The organism is Niallia sp. Man26 (assembly GCF_022049065.2).
In the GTDB taxonomy this organism is placed as follows: Bacteria; Bacillota; Bacilli; order Bacillales; family Cytobacillaceae; genus Niallia.
Genome location: NZ_CP095743.1, coordinates 632,706 through 658,295 on the forward strand (window position 1 = coordinate 632,706; position 25,590 = coordinate 658,295).

Genomic DNA, 25,590 nt, shown 5'->3' on the forward strand with positions numbered 1-25,590 from the left:
TTAATTTTCCTTTATCTTCCTATTTTGAGATGGATAAAGACTATTATAATCAGCATTCTTCTATTACTATTCCAAAATAGAAACTGACCGTTCCACGAAAGAAACACATTAACTGAATAGCTCCTTTAAAATTTGCATGTATCTGTTATTTTTTTTGTGAACTTCTCCCTTTCATTAAAGCAAGGAGGCAAAAATGAAAAGAGCAATAATTTCAAATAAGTTATTTTCGCTGCTATTGATAATTTCGCTAATCATTACAATGATTCCGATGGAGATATATGCAGTTGGAGATATAAATGCTAGCAATGACCCTGCAGGCGAACAGCTGGAGACTGAAGGAACTGAAAATGACTTGAATCAAAATTCAAATGAAGCAGAACCGGTAGAGACAGATACAGATAAGGAAGAAAGGGAGAAAGAGCCAGCCGTTAATGCTGGTGATAATGCAGACGACAAAGAGCTTGTAAAGGAAGGAGAGAAAAAGAAAGAACAGCCTACGGCACAACAAGAGGATGACGAACCCGCCTCAGAGCAAGAAACAGCAAAAGAGGAAGCACCAGTAGAAGAAACACCAAAAGAAGAAACATCTGCACCAACAAACCCAAAAAGCTATATGCAAAGGGCCGATAATGGAACAGATGCAGGTTCATTCGGGCTGATTTACCTTACGAAGTTCACCAAAGTGAATGCTGGTGGATTTGGCGGCATGGCATTGGACTATGACAAAAACATCTGGACATGGGGATGGAATTATTTCTTCCAACTAGGCTTGAATATTTCTGATATGTTCAAGAGTGTGGGCGGAATGACAAAAATCACTGAGTTCATGAAGGATGGAAAGATAATAACCGATGTGAAATTCGATGATACGCTCTCCAATTGGCATACTCGTATTGCTTTATCCACTACAGGTGATGTGTACGTATGGGGATTGGGTGCAGCCGGGGAGATGGGAAATGGACAAGTAGGTATAGGGGTATCTATTCCTACTGCTGTAGAAAACCTGCCTAAAATTAAAACAATCTTTACTAATGCAGGCGTACATGCAACAACAATATTTGCAATAGCTGAAAATAATGAGCTGTGGTGCTGGGGTACAAATAAATATGGCCAATTGGGGATTGGCGACGCAGCGGAGATGCAGCCAACTCCTGTAAAGGTTCAGTTGCCTAGCGACATGGGGTCAATTGTCAAAATTATCGGAGGCGATGGTCAAACCCAAATATTGGATGATAAAGGCGACATTTATATGGCCGGTTGGCAATACGGAGGTAGACAAGGAGACGGCAGCGAGTACTCAGAAAAAGATAAAGAGAATTCCCCACAAGTAAACATATTCACAAAGCTCGAAAAACCAGCTGGCATGGGTAAGGTAACAGATATATCCTCAGCTGTTGGACTGAATACAGCTTTGGATGAAAATCACAAAGTATGGCAATGGGGTATGTTTGATTACAGTCGAGAAGATAATCTTATCATACAAAAAATAATAAGTTTTCGTCCGGTAATTCTTGAAATTGATGAAGGAGAAGCTGGTTATACCCCTATTCCCCAATCGTTATCATCAGGTGACCTAGTTCATTTTTTTATTGATCAGTATGGAAAAACATGGGCATGGGGTTACAACTACTTTTATGGATTTGGAAAGGAAGGGGGCTCACTGACTTCAGAGGAAGATCTTACAAAAGTGGCTCAGCAATGGCCGAAGCAAATTGGAGATGGCGATACACAGCTGTATGATTCAGATCCTAAGCTGCCAGTCTATCTTACTGGGGACAGTCAAACAGGTATTGCAGCAAATGATTATTTTGGGTATTCCATTCCTGATAGTATAAACCATCCTACCATTTATGATGAAAAATATATGCTTAAAGATTCTAAAGGCAATGTATTGGACAAAGATGGGATTACTAAAATTGCTTATCAGGCGGAAACAGAAGGAAGCTGGTTGAAAGGCTTTTATTATAAGCTGGACAGAAATGGAGACAAAACTACAGAGATTGGCACGCCGGTAGTCGATCCAGTGGAAAAACCATGGATTGACACAGCGTTTAAGGAAGTTCCTTATGTGCAGCAAATCGACTCTTTTTTATCGCAATATATGATACTGGATCGAGATGGAAATATATTTACTTGGGGATCGAATGAAGGCAGGGGGATAATTTCTTGGGGTTCTGATTACAATCCCAAGTATGACAGAGGTGGCAGTGTAGAGGAAGGGCTTTATGAAGAAGCGGTACATGAAGTCATGTATATGCGCGGCCAGCCGAGAATGGGAATAGCAACTGTAAAACCATCTAAACCAGCTAAAAAGGTTTATAAGGAAGCAGGAGAAACCAATGTAGATACGGCAAAAATCACAGTTGATATACCGGCGTCATCCTTTAATGAGGAGCTGCCGTCATATGTTACTAACTCGATTACGAGCATCAAATATATCGTTGTTCCATATGAGAGGAATATGGATATGGATGATGAAATCAGTCCTGAAGAATTCAAGGAGCTGTATGCAGACAGCGACTTTGAAAAGGGAGAGTTACTTGAAGAACCGGTCTTAGCTGAGACGGAAGATACATCGAAGACTTTTGAATTGGAAATCACAGATAACAGCATGATCTATTTTCTTATCGAGGATGAGCGTTATCGAGTGACACGGGAAGACGGGTCGACACAACATCATATGACTACCTATATTCCAGCAACATATATTGCTGACAATATTTATACGAAAACAGTGCTGAAACATGTTGGATTGGGAACTGAAGATGGACAAGAGGATATCCAAGTTTATAATGCAACAGACGACCATGTCAGAAACGTTACGAACGATGAGGAGTTTTATGGTCTTCCCTTAGGTAAGGACGGTTATGTAATCGGCACAGATGAAGCTGGCAATACGATTGAATCAGAGAAGCCAACTTTTGGGTATGACAAAGTCAGGATTAAGAGTTATGAAGCCGCTGGCAATGAAGGCATCCCTGAAGGAGTTATGCCATACTGGACATTTATAAATCAGAATCAGGAAGCGGAATATACATTAAATCACCTGAAATACTTAAGCGCTGATGATAAATTTTTCATCCATGATTTTTATTATGAGAAGAATCTTGACTACTGGCCGGCAGTCAGCGGCAAGAAGGTTTGGGATGATGATAATGTTCCAGCCTTACGGCCTGAGAGTCTGCAATTGAAGCTGTATAGATATAAACGGGATATCAGTTTAAATGCTGACGGAACATTTACTGGCACTGGTGAACTTATGGAAGAATCAAAAGAATTGGTGGATGAATTGACCGTAGAGGAAAATGATAACGGCGAATGGCTATTTGACTTTGGCAGACATCAAGGCTTTCAATACGGCTATCGGGTCGAGGAGGATTATAACGGGCCTTATCAGCTAATGGGTATTGAATATCAAAATCTAGGTCCAAAAGAAGATCCAATTCAGGATTTGACTAATATTCTTATCACAAACGAGCTTGGCCAGTTTAGTACGATGAAGCTTCAAAAAACAGATGAAGAAGGCAGTTTAATAAAGGATGGCAATGCTGTATTTGAATTAAAAGCAGCCGGTGATGGGATAATTTTAGATGAAAATCAAGAGCTTGCTGACAGCTTAACACTGGAGACTGATAATGGAGTTATTCTCTTCCCGAAACAAGCTCCCGGCACTTACAGCCTGAGGGAAACAGAATCTCCAGATGGGTTCAGGCTGCTTCAAGGAGAAATTACGATAGTGATAGATTCAGAGGGAAAGATGACAGCAGCATATGGTAACGAGACTATAGATGTGGTCAGTGAAACACAGCAGGACGGAAGCGTCATCTACTCCTATGATGTAATTAATTATCAAAAGGGCAGCTTGCCGTTAAGCGGAGGAATCGGAACAATCGCCTTCACGCTTGCAGGAGCACTGCTTATATTTGGTGCCATTTATTTTTCGCGAAGAAGAAGCACATAATCTCTTATACTAAAAAAAATCCTCGCGTAGTAAATTTATAAATTAACAGGAGGAATAAGAATGAAGAAAGTAATGAAGCTTATTTTCGCATCACTTATTATTACAGCATTAGGTTTAGGAGGCTTTACTGTTGATGCAGCGTCCACCATTGACCCGAATAAAACAGGTAGCATAACGGTTCATAAATTAAGCATGGGGGAAGAGTCAATAACGTTTCCGGGGACTGGGGTAGAAGGAGCGATTCCAGATGGAACAGAGCCGCTTCCTGGTGCAGAGTTTGAGATAGTTCAAACACATAAGCTAGATGAAGCTACAGGCAATATCGTAGCACTTGGGAATTCAGACACTGCTTATACAGACACTCTTGTAACGAATAGTGAGGGGATTGTATTATTTGATGATCTGCCGCTGGGAAGGTATGAAATGAAAGAAATTTCGGCACCGCCTGGGCATGCAGCAGATACAACCACTTATCAAATCGACATTCCTTTAGTCGGTGAGGATGGAGATTTATTCTATCAAAATGGCGAACTTGTATATGATGTTCATATTTATCCAAAAAATGAACCATTTTCTGCAGATAAATCGCAAAGACCAGCTAGTGAAGGCGAGTACAGGGCACCGGAACAAAATAATCCAATGTCTATAGCTGTAGGTGACAGCATCGATTACAAAATTAATGCTAATGTACCTGCAGATATTGCTGGGAATGTTAAGGATGAGCAAGGAAATGACATTCGTAAATATAAGGAAGCATCTGTGATTGATATACTAGATTCGCGTTTGACATATGCAGAGAATACAGGAGTGCTTTCCATCATTAGAGATGGTGAAGCTATCGATCTGGTGCAAGGAAACGATTATTCTATTGTTTTTGACTCTGGTTCAAACACTTTAAAGGCAGTAATGAATGCTGATGGAATGCTGAAGTTAGCAGCAGGAGATCAATTGGAATTTAGCTTTTCCGTAAAGGTTAATGAACAGGCCATAGATGATATAAGGCCAATTGAAAACAAAGGTAATATTGTATTAACAATCCATGATGGAACAGAAAACACAGTAGATACAAATGGAGTATACACAGAAACACAAGAAGGCTCTATTGAGTTAAACAAAGTCGATTCTTTAAAGAAGGAACCTCTTGCTGGAGCCAAGTTTCAATTATATAAAGCACTTGGTGAAGATGAACAAGCTCCTGATGAGGCAATTACAATTGACGGCATAGTGGCGGTGCCACTAAGTGCTGAGCAAACAACAGATGGAAACGGAAAAATTAATTGGCGACAGCTTTCAATCGGCACATATTTTATTGTCGAAACAGAAGCACCGTCAGGCTATAACAACCTAACTGAACCAATTAAGGTAAAAGTAGAAAGAGAAAGTTCTGCTACTTCTGAATTAGAGCTTCACCCAACCCTGCAAGTAGAGAACGTCAAAAAAGGCATTATCCCGCAAACCGGCGGAATCGGGACAATCATTTTCACAGTCATTGGATTGGTACTTATGATTGGTGCAGCATTCCTTCTGAAAAATAGAAAAGGCGATACAGCTTAAAAGTTAAAAGAAGAATGTGGGAGCTGATTCTCTTGCATTCTTCTTTTTAGGAGGTGCAGCATGAGAAGAAAGCTCCTTGTAGCAATCATATTTTTAATCGGTGTGGGAGTTTTTACTTTTCCCCTTATTTCTAATTGGTATAATAACAGGCTTCAATACAATATGATTGAAGGCTATGAGGATAAGGTGGGCGGGTTATCTGACAAAATAAAAGAAAAACGCCTGCAAGATGCAGAGGCATTTAATAACAGATTAGCATCTGGAAGCATCGCTTATCTCGACCCATTTTCAGCAAGTTCCAAACAGAAGGAGGGAGGAGCTGTTAAGTATCCGGAAGGCTTTTTGGAAGGAGAAGTAATCGGCGCTGTTGAGATTCCGAAAATTTCTGTAAAGCTGCCGATTCTTTTAGGTGTGTCAGATAAGATACTGGCTAAAGGTGTCGGATATTTGCCGTCATCCTCTTTGCCTGTTGGCGGAAAAGGCGTTCATACTGTCTTAACTGGTCATCGAGGTTTGCCTACAGCTGAGCTGTTTCGCAATTTAGATAAGCTAAATAAGGGCGATGTCTTTTATGTGAAAAGCTTAGGAAGGACTTTAGCTTATAAAGTGGATCAAATAAAAGTTGTTGAACCGGAACAAGTGGAGGATCTTGCAATCATAAAAGACAAAGATTATACAACATTAATAACATGCGAGCCTTATATGATTAATACACATCGCATGCTTGTCAGAGGGCATAGAATACCATTCGTATCAGCAGATGAGGCAATGGATATCGAGTCATTTTTCATGCGCTATTTAGAGTATATTATCTCGCTGGCACTCATTTTATTGATCATTATCATTCTGATTATCAGGGACAGAAGAAAGGCAAAAAGGGATACGGAATGATGCTGAAAAAAATAATAGGAATGACAATATTTCTTGTTGGTTTATGTATTCTTTTATATCCGCAATGGATTATTTTCTATAACGACTTTAAACGTGATCGAGCAATAGCTTCCTATTATGAGCAAGCAGCAGCCAGCAAGTTTGCGGTGGAGAAGGAGTCTGCCAGTATATTAAATGCAGAGATGGAGAATTGGGGAGATGGGCAAATTGATCCGTTTGGTGAAGATAAAGCAGATCAACAAGGAGAAGCAGGAGATGAAATCATCGGTTATTTAGAACTGCCGAAAATCGGTGAGAATCTGCCGATTTATATGGGAGCGACAGATGATCATTTGAGCAAGGGAATTGGTATTATCCAAGGGACATCGTTGCCTTATGGCGGTGTTAATACCCATTCTGTATTAGCAGGCCATCGAGGCTATAAATATTCACGGTTTCTACGCAATATAGATGATATGGTAACAGGAGATATTTTCTTTGTTCATATATATGGAGAAAAACATGCTTATAAAGTTTATGAGAAAGAAACAATATTGCCGACGCAAACGGACAAGCTGGACTTAATTCCAGATAAGGATATTATAACACTATTAACATGCCATCCATACGGAAGCAGCACTTATCGCCTCTTAGTAAAAGGAGAACGCACAACGGTGGAAAAGGAGAAAATAAAGAAAGAAAACCAATATTTTGATAAAGCTGCTTTCTTTCAATACCGTCTGATGAACCGTGCAATAGTTGTGATTGGTACAATTATGATTGCGGCAATTTTTATCGCCTTTTTCAGGCTGATTTTTACCTCCATTAAAGAAAGGAAAAATCCCCCTTTGTCATAACAGGGGGATTGCGCTTATGCTAACTTTCGTTTTGCAATAAAGTAAAGAATTCCGCCGCCGGCAAGAATGATACCGCCATACAATAAGAAGCTGTAATTGCTTGTTGCTGTATCAGGCAGTGCATTGCCATCGTTGTTGTCGTCATTTCCAGCTACAGTCTCGACAACCTCTGTATTATCAGACTCATTGCTGTTATTGTCACTGCTGTTCTCAGTGCTAGAGTTATCTTGATCGTTTTGTGAAGAGGTTTCTTCGTCAGGAATCTTGCTGCCAGTCTCAGTATCTGTGTCTGTATCTTGGTCAGCATCATTTTCATCATCAGCTACAACTGGTGCAGTAACTGTAATAACACTAGTTGCCTGGTGTTTTTTATCAGCCGTTTCTACAGTAATTGTCGCAGTTCCTGGCGCTACAGCTGTGACTAGCCCTGTTTCATTTACTGTGGCAATATTTGCGTCAGAGCTTGTCCATGTTAATTCTTTACTCTCTGTTGTGTTTGCTGGTTTAACGGAAGCAGTAAGGGCTAAAGTTTTGCTAACTTCCAAGGTGGCTTCTGTTTCAGTTAGAGCAATCTCTTCAATCGGGATAACCTGTTCTGTTTGGTACTCGTTAACTGATACAGTACCACTTACCTCATTGCCGACAAGTACAAGAGGTCTGCCTGTAGGACTATCTGCTGCTTCAATAAACTCAAGTCCTTCTGGTGCCACATCTCCGGAAACAGCACTAGAGAAATCTCTCGTATTTAAATAGTTAGCAAAAGACGGGGAAGAAGGATTAGAGATATTATAGGTCATGTAACCGCCGATTCTTTCAAGTCCGATAAATGCATATAAATCATTACCGATCTGACCGACTTTAACATCTTCAGGCTCAGGTCCTTTTTTGGCACTTCTTTTCTCAAACACATTATCATCATTTGACCAGTTAAATACATCAGGATATTGGGCTGCTGTAATATCCTCAAAGTCGCTGCCGCTGTCGTATACTAGCTCCATCGTATCTGCTTTCCAAATGGAGAAGGAACGGCCGCCGAGTGTATATATTGCATCTGTGCCTCTGTCTGTTAGCACTTCTAACTTGTCATAGTCTCCTGAATCCTTCATATCCTGGAAGGCTGCTTCTGCTTCCTCTTTTGTAAAGCCTTTAAATAGGGAAGTATCCAAAGTAATGGAATCTTTTACTTTTTTGAAGTCTTCAATATTAACAAATTCTTCCCACTCTGTCGCGTCACCTTCATTTGCAGTAAGCAGATACTCTACACCGCCAATTTCTGTTTGTGCAATGGAGTCAGGCATATAAGCACCTAGAATCGGCAATTGTTTAATCTCAATTTTATCATTGCGGGCTGCATCCAAGCCATTTCCTTCTACGGAATGGTCTTTGTATCCTAGTGATTTAACAGATAGCACCTTGCCTGTTTTTACGTCGATGGATGCAACTGCGTTATTTTCTTGCAGAGTTACATAAGCTTTGCTGGCATCCTTATTCAAAGCAAGATATTCTGGCTCAAGATCATGGACTGCATCTGCTGTCGTTCCATTATTGCGGATATGTACATCTTGATCAATAACACTTGTATCGTTAAATTTTACTTGTTGTACTTCCTTTGTGTCGTAATTAACGATAGTGACAGAACCTTCTGGATCAACTCCGTTTTCAAGCCCTTGTCTTGGCTCTGCTTCGTCTGCAGTCAAGATGAAATTCCCATCATCTGAAATCTTAACCATATCAGGCTGTACACCAGCTTCAAATGTTTCCTGCACTTCTCCATCATAGTTCATGACAACGATTCGTCCATTTTTCGTATAATCCGCATCTTGAACGGCAGCAGCTATAATCTTTTTATCTGTGTTAATATCTATGCTTGTTAAATCTCCATATTGAAAGGAGTCTGAATTGACTACATCAGCAATGTTAATAGACTTTTCCTTTTGTAGGTTCTGTACTTCTGTGGAGTATAAACCTGACATGTTTACAACATCAATTGTCTGGGCTTTGCCATTAATAACATAAAATTTCTCATTATCCTTATTGTATTGGACGATTTCGGCAACGCCGCCATCCTCATCTGTAATGCCAGTACTGTAACTAGCAATTTTTTTCACGTCTAAGCTGCTGTCAGCAAGTGTGATGGATGGGTAGGCAGAAAACAACATTAAGCCTGTCAGTGATAATGTGGAAATTCCCTTTAATTTTTTTGATAGCTTCATTTTTCCTCTTGTTCCTCCTCTATATAATTGGGTCTAAAGATAGAATAGCTTTCTACTATGGTATAAATATCTGAATTATGTAATTTTTTTGTTTTCATTTTGTAAATAGCGAATAACGCAGATGGGACATGGGGTTACTGCAGAAATTCGGTCAAAAGGAAAAACTCTGCTAACATTCCATTTACATATATCCCCTTTTCTTTACAATTATTCACAAATTGTTAAAAGCAGTTTAAAAACTTTTTATTATGATGGACGAGGGAAGGAAAATGAATAAGCAGAGGAGGCAAATATGATTAGTCGCAAGAGGGGAAAGACGAGTAAGAAATGGATGTTGCTTGTGCTCATGGTTGTGTTCTTTTTTTCTACTATTTTTACAAGCAGCCGCCCTGCAGTATCGTACGCAGCAGAACCTTTAGAACCTCAGCAAGCGCCATCATCACCTGATGAAGAATCAGAAAAAAGCACAGACAGCTCCAGTGAAACAATCGATAAGGAGCAAAATGAAGCACCTGCTAATTCAGAAGATGAAATAACAGAAGAAAAGCCTTCAGAAGAAACGGAAACAAAAGCAGCAGAGGAGCCTGTTGTAAAACAAGAGGAAGAAACGAAAACAGAGACTCCAGCTGAAGAAGTAACAGAAAAGCCTGCTGCAGAAGAACCGAAGCAGGAGGATGTGGAACAGCCGCAAGCGGAAACTTCTGAAGAAGATTTCAGTAAGTACCCCCAGCTGTTAATAACAGAAATTTCTCCTGATTCTAAAGGGACTGATTCCTATGAGTATGTGGAAGTGTACAATAATACGAATCAGACACTTAATCTTGGAAGCTATGCCTTTTACTATCAATTTACAGATGGCAGCCAAGGTGATAAACTTCTCAGTTTGCCTGACAAGACAATTGCCTCAGGAGAAACCCAAGTGATTTGGTTCAATAAAGATGATTTAAACATAAGTGATTTTAATAAGCATTTTCAAACAGCTTTAACAGAAAAGCAACTTCTTTCTTTTAAAGGTGATTTCACTGGATTTGCAAACGGTGGAAATCGTGCAGTTGCGATAAAGAGCCTTACAGGAACCGAAATCATTTCTGCGAACTACTTGCCTGGAGAAACTGACAATACCGGGTTAACAGTTGCATATCGTTATCCTGCTAATGGTACAGTCATGGACAAGCTGAAAACGAAAGCTGCTCCAACACCTGGTACCTTATTGGAAGATCAAGTTCCAGCTAGTCAAGTGGAGATTAGTCCTCCAGCTGCTGATAATGAAGCTCCGCAAATTTCACATAGCGCAGTTAAAAGCAGCAAACAGGGTACAGCCATTAAAATTGCAGCAAATATCGCAGATAATATGAAAATTCCGTCGGCAACTCTTCATTATAAACAAGAAGGGGAAGACACTTATCAGTCTATGCTCATGAGCAAGGATGCCAGCAGCATCACCGGCTTTTCTGCCGTAATTCCAGAGGAAGCTGTCCAAGCCAATATTCATTATTACATAGAGGCGACAGATGGAACATCAACTGCCAAAACAGAGGAATATGTGATTGAAGTAGCTAAACAGGAAGATACATATAGCTCCATACCGCTTCTTCTAACTGAATTGGCACCGAACTCAAAAGGAAGCGGCACAGACTACTATGAATATATTGAACTTTATAACAATACAAACCAGCCAGTATCATTGAAGAACTACTCATTTGCCTACCGCTACACAGATGGCAGCAGGGAAGATGTTAGTTTTAAAGTGCCTGATGCAGTTATTAAACCGCAATCAACGGTTGTGCTTTGGTTCAATAATGGTGATAAAGCCTTGGCTGATTTTAACAGTCAGTACGGCACAAGTTTAACAGAAGAAAACCTGCTGTCCTTTACTGATTCTTTCCCAGGATTCGCAAATGGAGGTAATCGGGCGATCATTATCAAAGATCGTGGCGGAAATGAGCTTGTTTCTGCGTCCTATTTGGGAGAAGAAACTAATAATGACGGCAAGGTAATCCAATACTTGTTCCCGAAAAGCGGAACGGAAATGGAAAAGCTTGAGGTTCTAGCAAGTCCTAACCCAGGCAGTTTGAAACAAGGCCAAGTGCCGACAAAACCAGTTGAGCTTGATCAGTCTGACGATTCGAATCCGCCAACTATCAGCCATGAGGCAGTCAGCAGCGGAGAAGCCTTCGCCGATATTGCTGTTGAAGCTGTTGTGAAGGATGATAAGTCAAAACCGTTTGTAACATTGTACTATAAGTCAGAATCACAGAATGAGTATCTTTCTTTATCTATGACAGAGGATACAAAGGAAGCTGGCAAGTATAAAGCAGTTATACCTGCTGAAGATGTAGATTCTAATATAACGTACTATATTGAAGCAAGTGATGGAGCAAACAGTGCGGAAACAGACAAATTTACCGTTGCGGTCAAAAAGGTTAGTACGGATTATTCGAAAGTACCAGAGCTGTTTGTGACAGAATTGGTGCCTGACAGCTCGAATGTTAATTCAGCAGATGGCTATGAATTTATTGAAGTCTATAACAATACGAATAAACCAGTAAACTTTAAAGATTATAAGATTCAATACCGATATGGAACAGATCCTGCAAGTGATGTTGTCTGGCCATCGGTTCCTGAGGATGTTGTTATTCCGGCGAAAGGGACATTGGTATTCTGGATCATTAATAATGCTAATGGAGATAAGACGGTTGCCGACTTTAACGCTAATTACGGGACTAATCTTATGGAAAACAAAGATATTGTCCGCATTCAGAGTGATGGAATGGCGAACAGTGATTTAAGGGGAATTGCCGTTGCAACAAATACACAAGAAGAGATTAGTGTAGCTTACTATAATGACGTTCTCGGTGTGGATGATACTGCCGCTAACAAGGGGATTTTGTATAAATATCCGCAGGACGGCTCCACAACTGCAATTAAGGTAAGCAGCGGTGAAAAGTTAGGAACTCCAGGAAGTGTGGAAGCAAGTCAAGTGCCTGGCAAGCCAGTTGCTGTGGAGGAAGATACAACACCGCCGACAATTGAAAATACGACAGCACTAACAGAAACAGGAATAGAGGATATTACAGTTTCCGCAAAAGCAAATGATAATAACGGGGTAAAAACAGTTGCTGTTTATTATCGGACAAATGGTGAACAGGAATATGAGCGCCTTCTGTTGAAAAAGGATGGCAATGATAATCTCTATACAACGAGCATTTATGCTGCCAACTTTATTGCTAAAGAGTATGTCGAGTATTATTTGACTGCATCCGATGGTGTGAATGAAGTGCAGACAGAAAAGCAGCAAATCAAGATTAATAACCCGGAAAATGCAGAAGAGCTTCGCCTTAATGTAAAGGATGGCAGCATTGTCAGCGGCAATGTTCTGCTGAAAGGAACGTCGAGTAATCATGACGCTGATAAAGTAAAGCTTTTTATTGATGGAAAAGAATTGTCAGCAGCAATGAACCCGTCACTTGAAACACAAGCCTATTTGGCTGTTGAAATAAGCAGTCTGAATATGTATTTCAAAAATGCAATCACGATGGGTGATGAAATTATCCAGCTGCTTGATAAGGATAATATGTCATATTGGAAGACGTTTACGATTCCGATTGATGCTGAAAAACTGAAGCAGGGAGTCAATGAAATCACAGTCCGTGCCGGAAATAAAGCATCGCCGTTCCAGCTCGAAGAAAGTGAAGAAAACAGGGATGATTATTCATTGCGTAATGTCAGACTTGTGCTTGCAGACGGAACTATTTTAAGAGACCCAGAGAAGAGTGATCCCAATAAGATTTATGATATGGGAGATGACGGAACGTATCGTCCTTTCGAGCATTTCCATTTTACACTTAATAGTGAGCAAACTAGCGCTGCTGCCTATAATTGGGACAGTAAAACAGTTGGTGATGGAAAGCACACTATAAGTGCGAAGGATGGACAAAATGAAAAGTCTGTTTCCATCTTGGTGGACAATACGGCACCTGCTATTGAAACAAACATGAAAAAGCAAGAATACAGAGGAGCCTTTACCATTAATGCCAGCGCAAGTGATGAAATTGCTGGAGTAGAATCGTTCCAGATGATGCTTGATGATGAAATAATCGAAGCTCCATATGAAACAGCGTCATCTAAACTTTCTCCAGGAGAACATGTATTATCTGTTACGGCAGTAGATAAGGCAGGCAATATTGCCGAAAAACAAGTGACTTTTACAGTGAATGATGAAAATCCAACAAAGCCCGAGCTTGTATCACCTGCAGATAATGCAGAAACTGTAAAAGGCAATCCACTGTTAAAAGTGAAGGTTGCAGATCCGACGAACGATAAGCTGGATGTTTCCTTTTATAAGGGCTTTAAATATTCAGCAAGTAGCAGCAATGTAAAAGCCTTTCAGCATGCGAGTGACACAGAGCCGCCAGCCGAGCAAAAGCCAGCAGGTGAGAAAGCACTGTCTGACAATGAAATTGCGTCGGTTTCAACGCTTGACGGAAAATATTTGACGACAGATTCTGATACACAATTCCCATATCATCGTTTTGATGTCGAGCTGGATTCATCAGTAGGCGAGGAAGATTTAGTGGAGCTAGAGTGGAGCGGAAAATCGCTTGAAGGCCGAAAAGTATCTATGTATGCGTGGAGTTTTGTTGAAAACAAATGGAAGATGCTCACATATAAGATAGCTGGCAGTGCTGACTTTGAATTAAAAGCAAATGTAGCTGTCAAAGAGTTTGCGAAGGATTCCAAAATTAATGTTATTATTCAGGATGAAATCCCAAGCTCTCCAGATGAGTATGATTATACGTTTGTATGGATGTCAGACACACAATATTATGCGGAGAGCTACCCGTATATTTTCAAGCGCCAGACAGAGTGGATTGCTGAAATGAAGGACCAGCTGAAAATAAAGTATGTGTTCCATACTGGTGACCTTGTTGATGAAGCAGATAAAGAGCAGCAATGGAAATATGCCGATGAATATATGCAGGTGCTTGATGACAACGGCATTCCGTATGGTGTTTTGGCAGGAAATCATGATGTAGACCAGCTGTCGAATGACTATAACGAATATTATAAATGGTTCGGTGCAGACAGATTCAGCAGCAAGTCTTATTATGGAGATTCCTACAAAAACAACAGAGGACACTATGATTTAATTTCATCTGGCGGCAATGATTTTATCATGCTGTATATGGGCTGGGGCGTTGATGATGAGGATATTGCTTGGATGAATAACGTCCTTAAGCAATATCCAGATCGCAAAGCAATCCTTAACTTCCATGAATATTTACTTGTTTCTGGGAACAGAAGCCCGATTGGTGAAAAGCTGTATGAAGAGGTTGTAAAACCAAACAAAAATGTACTCGCAGTATTAAGCGGTCATTACCATGATTCAGAAACACTTATCAGTGAAGTGGACGATAATGGTGATGGAACAGCTGACAGAGAAGTGTACCAAATGCTTGGTGATTATCAAGGAGGTCCTGAAGGAGGTCAAGGTTATTTAAAACTACTTCACTTTGATCAGGACAATAACCGAATTATTGTTAACACATACTCACCATATTTAGATGATTATAATTTCTATGATCCAGCAGAATATCCAGGTAAAGATGAGCTTGTTATAAACATGGACCTGGAAGCAGAGAAAAAGCGGGTTGCAACTGATTATTTCGCTGTTAATGTTTATACGAATGACGAAATCGGCAAACAGGAAAATGTCGACAGCGGCAAAACGGCAGAAGTCGAGTGGGAAGGGCTTGAAGAAGGTAAGGAATACGCCTGGTATGCTGTTGCAGCAGATGATTATACAGGAAAAGCTGTATCAACTATTTGGACTTTCATAAAAGGTGCAAAAGAGGACGATACAGGAACTCCTGAGGAACCTTCTGATGGAGATAACGGAGAAACGCCAGGAGACACAGATCCATCTGATGGAGATAATGGAGAAACGCCAGGAGACACAGATCCATCTGATGGAGATAATGGTGAAATACCAGGAGATACAGGTCCATCTGATGGAGATAATGGAGAAACGCCAGGAGATACAGATCCATCTGATGGAGATAATGGAGAAACGCCAGGAGGCAATTCATCTGACGGAGATGTTGATGAAACACCAGTAAATGCAGATCCATCACATGGAAATAATGGAGCAGCCCCGCCAGCTGCTAATCCGTCCAATAATAATAGCAACATTTCAGGAAGCACAACTACAAGTGGAAATGTCAAAACGGACACAGATAATCACAAAGGAAGCAATAGCCAGTATGTAAGATCAGCGAATGATAACAGCGATAATTCCTGGCTGCCAAATACAGCTACGTCGAATTATACTATTCTTTTGATAGGCGCAGCTTTAGCTGCAACTGGCATAGTTATTTATGCACACATTAGAAGAAGAGCTAAAATCGTTCAAAATCGTTAAGAAAGAAAGCAAGCCTCATAAGCAGGCTTGCTTTTATTTTTCTTCTATATCTTCATCCATAAATGGCTTATTCACATAATAGTACATCACGCCCATAAAACCGACACCTCCGATTAGATTGCCTAACGTAACAGGGATAATATTGCGTATAATCCCAGGCAAAGTAATGGCAGGGTTTTGGTCAAGTATTAATGAAATAGAGAAGGTTGCCATATTAGCAATACTGTGCTCATATCCAGAGATGAAGAAGCAAAAAACGAATAATATCATGGCGAATATTTTCGCAATATCCTCCTTTAAAGCCATTGGAATAAAGAAGGCGAGACAGACGAGCCAGTTACAAAGAATGCCGCGAAAGAAAAGCTCGCTTATAGGTGCTTCAATTTTCGTCTGAGCTGCATGCAGTAGAAATTCATTGACCTCATGGGATTTGAATAAACCTGTCAAATAAATAAATACTGCGAAAAAGACAGCGCCGCATATATTGCCGGCATAACTTGTTCCCCACACTTTGAATACATCAAGCCAGGCGATTTTTTTCCGCAATGCAGCATACGTATAATAGAAGGTATTGCCTGTGAACAAGTCTCCTCCACCATATGCTATCAGGATGATAGCAGCCCCGAAAACGAGTGCTGCAGCAGGATATGCGAAGGGTGAGCCTTCTGCATAAAAGAAATTTCCAGTCTTAAAGGCAACAATTACACCAAAACCGATAAACATGCTTGCTACAACAGCACGCATAAAAAATCGAAACTTGCTTCGCTTAAATATTTTCCATTTCTTTAGTGCCAGTTTTTCCACTTGATAAAGAGATGCGCCTTCCATCGCTGATTCCTCCAAATATAATCTGTTGGTATAGTATTAACACTATAAGTACGTTTGATAAACATATTATGAATGGTGCATAGTTAATTTACAATAGATATTTGTGAAAAAAATCACAATATATAATACTGTTCAAAGAATGTTCAATTTTATAAGAATAATAGGTGATTTTCAGGAAATAGTAGTTAATTTTATTCATATAAATATACAAAAAGTATGCAAAAGTTTTCTGAAAATAAAATTAATTCAATATAGTCATTTAATTGGAATGGCCCAAAAAACCTTGATATAGTAATATTTATAACGGTTGGCACATTTTGTCGATATTTTCATGTTATATTTTCTTACAAGTGTATAGACTTTATATTTATTCATGCCTTACAATATAAGTAAAGATATTTTGAGTAGGGGAGTGAAGAGCTGATGGCTTCTGATTATCGAATTTCCATGCTAGTTATAGATCAGCCGGGAGTCCTGGCTCGTATATCCAATTTATTTGGAGCACATGAAGTTAATATAGAAAGTATTCAAACAAAAAAATACAAAGAGGCGACTAGAATCAGAATCGCGAGCAATGCGGAAGAGCATCAGGTTCAGAATCTGATTGTAGGTCTGCAAGGCTTGATGGACGTTGTGGATATCGACGCTTCTGAATTGCAGAGGTCTGCCTTCCAGCAAAGACTGCTTGAACGCACTAGCTCTATTCAAGTGATGCGTGAGCAGCGCATGCTGAGCAGGAAGGTTTCCTTCTGGCTTGTTGCTTGCTGTTTGTTCCTGACGCTCTTTGGCACAAATATTCCGGCTTCCCTTTATACACTCTATCGCCAAGAGTGGGGATTATCATCCGGAATGATAACTTTAGTGTTTGCCATTTATGCGTTTACGGTTATCCCAGCCATTATCGTGGCCGGACAGCTCTCTGATCAAATTGGGAGAAAAAAGGTCCTTATACCAGGAATACTGTTTTCCCTGATTGGAACTGCGTGCTTTACGGTTGCTAATGGACTAGGCATGCTTTTGATTGCAAGACTGTTTCAAGGCTTATCTGTCGGAATATTAAATGGTGTTGCGGTTGCGGCGTTAACTGAATTAGACGAAAAGAGAGATAAAAAGAAAACGGCCCTTATTTGTGCCCTTGCTGTAACGCTTGGAAATGCGATTGGCCCGATTCTGTCTGGATTGCTTGGCGACTTTGCGCCATATCCTTTGCGATTATCATACTATGTGCATTTACTGTTTATCCTGCCATGCTTTGCAGCTTTATTCTTTTTGAATGAAAATGCACGCCCTGGCCTGCAGCCGGTTAAGCTGAAAAAGCCTTATGTACCGAAATCAATAGTGAAGGCATTTATTTTGGCATCATTTACGTCATTTATCGCTTGGTCTATTATCAGCATGTTTATGAGCTTAATTCCTTCTAATCTATCAAGCTTCACACATGTGTCTTCGCTGACTGTTTCCGGCATTGTTGTTGCATTAGGCTTAATCGCAGCAGCAGTAAACCAAATACTGCTGAAACAATTCTCATTGCAGACGATGATTTCAGTCGGTTATATATTATTGGCGTTAGGCTTAATTTTATTAGTAATTACTATCGCCGCAAAATCGCTGACATTGCTTCTTATTTCTGCTGTGCTGATCGGCGGGGGGAACGGACCTGCCTATGCAGGAAGCCTTGCGTTAATTAATGAAAGATCGCCTGCAAAAATTAAAGGCAATATCGTCTCAACTTTTTTTGTCATCACGTATTTAGGTGTCAGCCTGCCTGTAATCGGATTAGGCTTTCTGTCCCAGCAGTTAGGTGTGGGCGGTGCTGTTAATTTGTATGTACTCATCATGGGAGTGCTGCTGCTGTTGACAGTTGCTTTCGGATTAAAAGAGAAAAAGAATATATTTTAGGAATGTAAAAAGACCGAACAAAAAATGTCCGGTCTTTTTCTTTATTTCTGGTACTAATTACAGAATATCTTCATACTATAGTAAAAAGTTAGTCCTGATGAGTTAAATATTACGCATGAATGTAATCTTCGTAAAAAAAATGTCGAAAAGTGGTTGATTTTTTAAAACTGCAGTTATATAATAAAAAACGTGTTAAAAATAAGTTGTCTTTTTGTAAAGCAGCTTGTTAAAAATGCGGGTGTAGTTTAATGGTAAAACCTCAGCCTTCCAAGCTGATGTCGTGGGTTCGATTCCCATCACCCGCTCCATACATAGTCACAACGCAGTGTTTCGTTTCAAAGAAGAACGAAGCATTGCGTTTTTTCATTTTGGGGAGCTTTTTATTTTCCTGTGGATAACTCTCTGATTTATTTTAACTGTGGATAACTTTTTGTTTTTACAGATAAACTTTATGGTTAAACTGCAAAAGAGGTATGCACAAGGACTTTCCTTGAACATACCCCACTATTATTCTACAATTTTAAATTGTGCCTGCCCTCCGTGAACTTGGACAAACATATCCATTAAGGAAGCAACCATACGCTCGGCTGTTTCCTTCGGGGTGGAGGCTTGAAGATAAACGAACTGGACAGCGTCTTTTGTATCGAAAGTCACTGGAGCTCTGTTTGAATCGACAAACGGGCTGCCGAAGGGACCTGCATCATCTGCGCTGATAATTAAGTTATCAAGAGAATTGGCTCTGCCGTTTAGACCTGTATACTGTTCACTTTCTTTTCCAATTCTAAAGGTAATATCGCCGGATAGCTTCGATAGGTCATAAATGCCAATCGGCACTCCATATTGAAGGGAAAAGAAATTGTTTAAATCGATGCTGCTGTTGATAGGCTGCAAATAATTCTGTTTATGTACCCGTCTGAATAGTGCTTCAGCAGAATGTCGGTAGCGGTTCGGATCTTTCCCGGCAGTTTTAAAGATTTGGCGCCATTCCTGAACGGACGGAATATCCTGGACTTTTTTCTCTAACAGATCAAAGTAGATGGATTCTTGGAAAAGCTGCAAGCGGCCCTTTACCATTTGCGGTGATTCACCGACTTCAATCTGGTTATAGAAAATAGCGCCAATTTTGAAACCAGCTATGAGGGAAGAGAGTTCTCTGTCAATTGAAATATCCAATAATAAGTACCTCCAATAAATAAAGTCTATATGTTATGCTATTATTTTAGCGATAAATGAGTAAAAAAACCAATGAAGAAGAAAGGAGGGAGCAGTATGGACTACGATCAACTGAAGCAGGATATCATTAATTACAGCAAAACAATTGGAATTGATAAAATCGGCTTCACTACTGCAAGTACCTTTGAAGAAATGAGAATCAGATTGATAAGGCAGCAGGAGCTCAATTTTCAATCAGGCTTTGAGGAGAAGGATATCGAAAAAAGAGTGAATCCCTCCCTCCTTTTAGATCAGCCAAAATCAATTATTTCCATTGCTTTAGCATACCCTTCCAAAATGAAGGAGCGTGTCTCCAGCAAAAAAGGAGCAAGACGAGGAATATTCTGCCGTGCTTCGTGGGGAACAGACTACCATGTTGTTTTGCGGGACAGGCTTTCTAAGCTGGAAAAATATATTATGGACAGAGTTCCTGATGCATTATGCAAATCAATGGTGGATACAGGGGAGCTTGTTGACCGGGCTGTCGCTCAGCGTGCAGGAGTCGGCTGGTCAGCGAAAAACTGTGCTATTATTACTCCTGAGTTCGGTTCGTACGTATATTTAGGCGAAATGATTACTAATCTGCCTTTCACGCCAGATACGCCAATGGAAGACCAATGCGGTGAGTGCAATAAATGCATCGATGCATGTCCAACAGGTGCGCTTATTCAAGGCGGGCAGCTGAATGCCCAGCGCTGTATTGCTTTCCAAACACAGACGAAAGGGTTTTTGGCCGAAGAGTTTCGGGAGAAGCTAGGCAATAGAATTTATGGATGTGACACATGCCAGACGATTTGTCCAAAAAACAAAGGCATGGATTTTCATAATCATATCGAGATGGAACCAGATCCTGAAATTGCCAAGCCGCTCCTTGTGCCGCTGCTGACTATCAGCAATAAGGAATTTAAGGAGAAGTATGGACATATATCCGGCTCTTGGAGAGGTAAAAAGCCAATTCAGCGCAATGCGCTTATCGCACTTGCCCATTTCAAGGAAGATAGTGCAGTTCCAGATATTATCGGTGTAATGAAAAATGACCCGAGACCTGTCATAAGAGGAACTGCAGCATGGGCGCTTGGGAAAATTGGCGGTGATGAATCACGTCAGGCTTTAACGACATTGAGCAATAAGGAAACAGACCCTGAAGTGCTGCAAGAAATGCAGGATGCACTTGCGCGGCTGTCATCATAAAGCAAAAGGAGTGACTCATTTTAGTCCTCCTTTTTTATTTACTGCATTTTTCAGGCAAGGTATTGCATCCTTTTTCATAAGTATAAGCATGGAAAGGAGTGTATAACTTGAGAACTCAGTTGCTAGAGTTAATGGAGAAAAGAATGCAGCAGTGCGTTGCTGATGCCAGGGGTTCTGTTTTGGATGAAAAGATGGAAAGAAAGACGAGGCTTTTTGATAAGCGCAAGGCTGAAATTGTTAATGTGAAGGCTCGTGGAAATATTTTAACTATTGAAAAGCAGGAAGAAACAGAGGAAGTGGACTATCTGGTACATTTTCAATACTTTATTAAACAAAAAGATCATTTCTATGTAGAGGAAGAAATCGAAAACAGGAAAGGGATCTTTTATAAAGGAATATTAATAGAAGATAAAGAAATAATCGCACCAATTCAAGCGGATGAAGCAAAGCTTTTAACAAATGAGCAAGAAGAGCGTGAAGGAACATGGAGATATACGTATGACAGGCTGAAAGCAGTCCAGTATGCAGAAAAATGGTGGAACAGCTATAATCCTGCTTATCATAAATTTGAGGTGGATTGCACCAATTATATATCACAATGTGTTCATGCAGGGGGAGCGCCAATGAGGGGCTATCCGAACAGAGGCAGCGGCTGGTGGATGCAGAACAACAGCTGGAGCTACAGCTGGTCTGTCGCAAATGCTTTTCCACGGTTTCTCGAATCATCCAAGCAAGGTCTTCGGGCGAAGGTCGTTAGTGATGCGTCTGAACTAAAGCTTGGTGATGTTATTTGCTATGACTTTGAAGGTGATGGTAAATATAACCACACGACAATCGTTACAGGGAAAGACAGTAATGGAGAACCGCTAGTTAATGCCCATACGTATAACAGCAGAATGAGATATTGGGGTTATGAGGATTCAACAGCATATACGCCAAATATAAAATACCGTTTTTTCTCGATTGTCGACGGACAATAAAGAAAGCAAAATCATTATTTTTTTGCCGGCAAGGTGTATAATAAACAATGAACTAATTGACAGAGGTGACAAGATTGGCTTTACATATTGTATTATATCAACCACAAATTCCATCTAATACCGGCAATATTGCAAGAACTTGCGCAGGAACAGATACAGTGCTTCATCTTATCAGGCCATTAGGGTTCTCGACAGATGACAAGATGCTGAAGAGGGCAGGCTTAGATTACTGGCAACATGTCGATATCCGTTACTATGATTCCATCGAGATTTTCTTTGAGGAAAATAAAGGCGGGGAATTTTTCTATTTAACGAAGTTCGGAACGAAGCCTCACTCTTCCTTCGATTACAGTGACAAGGACAAAGATTATTATTTCATCTTCGGCAGAGAAACAACAGGCTTGCCGAAGGATATCATCGAAAATAATAAAGACAGAGCATTGCGGATTCCAATGACTGACAATATCCGCTCCTTGAATTTATCGAACACAGCAGCAATCCTTGTGTATGAAGCGCTACGTCAGCAGGATTATCGTGATTTAAATAAGAAATATGAGTAATATTTGAGGGATAAGCCTTATGGTTTATCCCTTTTTTTATGGGCAGGCTAAGAGCAGATTATTATTAGATGTAGGTTTCTTTTATTATAATGAATATAGACGAAAATACAAAAAGATGGAGATGTATAGGATGAATAATGTTATTGAAACGATGCTGAACCATCGTTCTGTAAGAAAATTCAAGGATGAAGAATTAACAAAAGAACAAATTACAACGATTGTAGAAGCAGCTCAAAGTGCTTCAACATCAAGCTTCATTCAAGCATACAGCATTATCGGCATAACAGATAAGGAAAAAAAGAAAAAGCTTGCCGAGCTTGCTGGAAATCAGAGCTATGTTGCTGAGAACGGTCATGTATTCGTGTTCTGCGCCGATCTTCACAGACATAGTGTGGCTGCAGAAATGGAAGGAAAGGATGTATCAACTTCCCTTGAAAGCACAGAGAAATTTATGGTCAGCCTAATTGATGCAGCCCTTGCTGCCCAAAACGCAGCGCTTGCAGCAGAATCAATGGGACTTGGTATTTGCTACATTGGGGGAATTCGCAATCAATTGCCAGAAGTGGTTGAGCTGTTAAAAACACCAGACAGAGTGCTGCCATTATTCGCGATTGTCGCAGGTTACCCAGATCAGCATACAGATATAAAACCAAGAGTACCTTTCCATCATGTATATCATGAAAATGAGTATGAACAAGACTTGGACAAATACAAACAAGAGCTGGTGGAATACAACGACATCATTTCAGCTTATTATAAAGAAAGAACAAACAATGAAAGAAGCGATACATGGACTGCCCAAATGATAGGCATGCTAGATAAAAAATCCCGCCTGTACATGAAGGAATTCGTGGAAGGTAAAAAATTTGATTTGAAATAAAGATAAAAAAGGAATTCTTAGCCCGAGAATTCCTTTTTTTACGGGCATTTCTTCCCGTTAATATATGAGTCAAAGCTAGGCTTTAAAAACAAACCTTTCTTTTTAAGCATGTTCATTCTCCTGCCTGCATAGATTATATTAATCGTCTCTGATAAAGTGACAGGGGAGGTCCATATGAGTATATTAAAAAAAATCGAGATGTATAGACAGGAAGAAGACTTGCTTAAGTGGGAAGGAACATTTGCTGAGTATTTGGAGATCTTAAAGGAAAAGCCATGGGTAGCTCAATCAGCGCATTCACGTGTATACAATATGATCAAGGACGCTGGCATTGATGAAGTAAATGGGAAAAAGGAATATAAATTTTTCTCGAATCAGCTATTTGGTTTAGAGGATTCATTAGAAAGCTTAGTAGAAGAGTATTTCCATCCTGCGGCAAAACGTCTAGATGTCCGAAAACGGATTTTGCTGCTTATGGGGCCAGTCAGCGGCGGTAAATCAACACTTGTAACCATGCTGAAAAGAGGATTAGAAGAATATACGTACACAGACAGGGGAGCTGTATATGCAATTAAAGGCTGCCCAATGCATGAAGACCCTCTTCATATGATTCCGCATAATTTACGCAAAGACTTTTATGACGAATATGGAGTTCGCATTGAGGGGAATTTATCTCCATTGAATTTGATGAGACTGCAAGAAGAATATAATGGAAGAATTGAAGATGTTTTAGTGGAACGGGTTTTCTTCTCTGAAGATAAACGTACTGGTATCGGTACATTTAGCCCGTCTGACCCGAAATCTCAGGATATCGCTGATTTGACAGGCAGCATTGATTTTTCCACAATTGCCGAATATGGATCTGAATCTGATCCGCGCGCCTATCGCTTTGATGGAGAATTGAACAAAGCGAACAGAGGGATGATGGAGTTCCAGGAAATGCTTAAATGTGATGAGAAATTCCTATGGCATTTGCTTTCTTTAACACAAGAAGGAAATTTCAAAGCAGGCCGTTTTGCCCTTATTTCAGCTGATGAGCTGATTGTGGCACATACGAATGAAACGGAATACCGTTCCTTTATTGCCAACAAGAAAAATGAAGCATTGCATTCACGTATCATTGTAATGCCAGTGCCATATAACTTGAAGGCGTCTGAGGAAGAAAGAATTTACGAAAAAATGATTAGAGAAAGTGATGTTTCAGATGTCCATATTGCTCCACATACATTAAAAATCGCGGCAATCTTCACGATATTGACTCGCTTGAAGGAACCGAAGAAAGGCGATATTGATCTTGTAAAGAAAATGCGCCTGTATGATGGTGAAAGTGTGGAGGGCTTCAGCTCCGCGGACATTAAAGAATTGAAAAATGAATACGGCGATGAAGGCATGAGCGGGATTGATCCACGATATGTAATCAACCGGATTTCATCAACAATCATTCGCAAGGACATCACAACGATCAATGCTTTAGATGTGCTTCGTTCCTTGAAGGACGGCTTGGATCAGCATTCATCAATTACGAATGAATTGCGTGAAAAGTACTTGAACTGCATCTCCCTTGCCCGCAAGGAATATGATGAAATCGCGAAAAAAGAAGTACAAAAGGCGTTTGTTTACTCTTATGAGGAATCAGCTAAAACGCTTATGGATAATTACTTGGATAATGTGGAGGCATATTGCAACAAGAATAAACTTCGTGATCCGCTTACAGGGGAAGAAATCAATCCTGATGAAAAACTAATGCGTTCAATTGAGGAACAAATCGGGATCTCTGAAAATGCGAAAAAATCATTCCGTGAAGAAATTCTTATCCGCATTTCTGCATATGCCCGCAAAGGGAAAAGATTTGACTATAATTCTCATGACCGTTTGAGAGAAGCAATTCAAAAGAAATTATTTGCTGACTTGAAGGATGTCGTTAAAATTACGACTTCCACTAAAACACCTGATGAGCAGCAGCTGAAAAAAGTGAATGAAGTTATTGCACGCCTGATTGATGAGCATGGCTACAATTCTACATCTGCTAATGATTTGCTGCGCTATGTCGGAAGTCTATTAAATCGCTGATGATGATGAAGGAGAAGGAACGGGCAATGGACTTGTCTGTTCCTTCTTTTATCCATATAGAAAAAAGTTATATTGTCATTCGACCAAATTAGCG

At 40.1% G+C, this 25,590-nt stretch carries 14 protein-coding genes and 1 tRNA gene; 12 read left to right on the plus strand and 3 right to left on the minus strand.

Features of this window, described 5'->3' with window-relative positions:
- The first annotated feature begins 193 nt into the window (after positions 1-193).
- From L8T27_RS03275 to L8T27_RS03290, 4 genes are read left to right on the plus strand one after another with little or no spacing between them, the layout of a single operon-like run.
- Positions 194-3,961, plus strand: coding sequence for a SpaA isopeptide-forming pilin-related protein (locus L8T27_RS03275; RefSeq protein WP_237940729.1), 3,768 nt, complete (start codon positions 194-196; stop codon positions 3,959-3,961).
- A gap of 60 nt (positions 3,962-4,021) precedes the next feature.
- The gene (locus L8T27_RS03280) at positions 4,022-5,515 is read left to right on the plus strand and encodes a SpaH/EbpB family LPXTG-anchored major pilin (RefSeq protein WP_237940730.1); all 1,494 of its coding nucleotides are present in this window, start codon (positions 4,022-4,024) and stop codon (positions 5,513-5,515) included.
- Positions 5,516-5,575: 60 nt separating this feature from the next.
- Positions 5,576-6,406 carry a class C sortase gene (locus tag L8T27_RS03285; RefSeq protein WP_233319433.1) on the plus strand — a complete coding sequence of 277 codons (831 nt, stop codon included), beginning with the start codon at positions 5,576-5,578 and terminating at the stop codon, positions 6,404-6,406.
- The gene (locus L8T27_RS03290; RefSeq protein ID WP_248574469.1) at positions 6,403-7,242 is read left to right on the plus strand and encodes a class C sortase; all 840 of its coding nucleotides are present in this window, start codon (positions 6,403-6,405) and stop codon (positions 7,240-7,242) included. Before L8T27_RS03285 ends, L8T27_RS03290 begins: the two co-directional genes overlap by 4 nt.
- A 14-nt stretch (positions 7,243-7,256) precedes the next feature.
- On the opposite strand, the gene L8T27_RS03295 is transcribed toward L8T27_RS03290, so the two are convergent.
- On the minus strand, positions 7,257-9,455 hold the full coding sequence (locus L8T27_RS03295) for a choice-of-anchor I family protein (protein ID WP_237940733.1): 2,199 nt from the start codon (positions 9,453-9,455) through the stop codon (positions 7,257-7,259).
- Positions 9,456-9,747: 292 nt separating this feature from the next.
- On the opposite strand from L8T27_RS03295, the gene L8T27_RS03300 reads away from it, so the two are divergent.
- Positions 9,748-15,876, plus strand: coding sequence for a lamin tail domain-containing metallophosphoesterase family protein (locus tag L8T27_RS03300; RefSeq protein ID WP_237940735.1), 6,129 nt, complete (start codon positions 9,748-9,750; stop codon positions 15,874-15,876).
- 33 nt (positions 15,877-15,909) lie between these two features.
- Here L8T27_RS03300 and L8T27_RS03305 read toward each other — a convergent pair whose 3' ends face one another.
- Positions 15,910-16,704, minus strand: coding sequence for a formate/nitrite transporter family protein (locus L8T27_RS03305; protein ID WP_233317389.1), 795 nt, complete (start codon positions 16,702-16,704; stop codon positions 15,910-15,912).
- 423 nt (positions 16,705-17,127) lie between these two features.
- Between L8T27_RS03305 and L8T27_RS03310 the strand changes: the two genes are divergently transcribed.
- Both L8T27_RS03310 and L8T27_RS03315 read left to right on the plus strand, forming a co-directional pair.
- Positions 17,128-18,603, plus strand: a complete 1,476-nt coding sequence (locus L8T27_RS03310) for an MFS transporter (RefSeq protein ID WP_237940737.1) — start codon at positions 17,128-17,130, stop codon at positions 18,601-18,603.
- Positions 18,604-18,837: 234 nt separating this feature from the next.
- Positions 18,838-18,911 (plus strand) — tRNA-Gly (locus L8T27_RS03315).
- Between the two features lie 199 nt (positions 18,912-19,110).
- On the opposite strand, the gene L8T27_RS03320 is transcribed toward L8T27_RS03315, so the two are convergent.
- On the minus strand, positions 19,111-19,776 hold the full coding sequence (locus L8T27_RS03320; RefSeq protein ID WP_237940739.1) for a B3/B4 domain-containing protein: 666 nt from the start codon (positions 19,774-19,776) through the stop codon (positions 19,111-19,113).
- A gap of 96 nt (positions 19,777-19,872) precedes the next feature.
- Here L8T27_RS03320 and queG point away from each other — a divergent pair, with 96 nt between their 5' ends.
- The 5 genes from queG to L8T27_RS03345 all read left to right on the plus strand — a co-directional run bounded on the left by queG (position 19,873) and on the right by L8T27_RS03345 (position 25,496).
- Complete coding sequence (gene queG / locus L8T27_RS03325; protein ID WP_233317386.1) at positions 19,873-21,006, plus strand: tRNA epoxyqueuosine(34) reductase QueG; 1,134 nt, start codon at positions 19,873-19,875, stop codon at positions 21,004-21,006.
- Positions 21,007-21,113: 107 nt separating this feature from the next.
- On the plus strand, positions 21,114-21,986 hold the full coding sequence (locus L8T27_RS03330; RefSeq protein ID WP_237940741.1) for an amidase domain-containing protein: 873 nt from the start codon (positions 21,114-21,116) through the stop codon (positions 21,984-21,986).
- A 74-nt stretch (positions 21,987-22,060) separates the two neighbouring features.
- Positions 22,061-22,546 carry a tRNA (uridine(34)/cytosine(34)/5-carboxymethylaminomethyluridine(34)-2'-O)-methyltransferase TrmL gene (gene trmL, locus L8T27_RS03335; protein WP_233317384.1) on the plus strand — a complete coding sequence of 162 codons (486 nt, stop codon included), beginning with the start codon at positions 22,061-22,063 and terminating at the stop codon, positions 22,544-22,546.
- Positions 22,547-22,676: 130 nt separating this feature from the next.
- Entirely contained in the window at positions 22,677-23,426 is a 750-nt protein-coding gene (gene nfsA, locus L8T27_RS03340; protein ID WP_233317383.1) for an oxygen-insensitive NADPH nitroreductase, read from the plus strand.
- 174 nt (positions 23,427-23,600) lie between these two features.
- Positions 23,601-25,496, plus strand: coding sequence for a PrkA family serine protein kinase (locus L8T27_RS03345; RefSeq protein ID WP_233317382.1), 1,896 nt, complete (start codon positions 23,601-23,603; stop codon positions 25,494-25,496).
- The last annotated feature ends 94 nt before the right edge of the window (positions 25,497-25,590 follow it).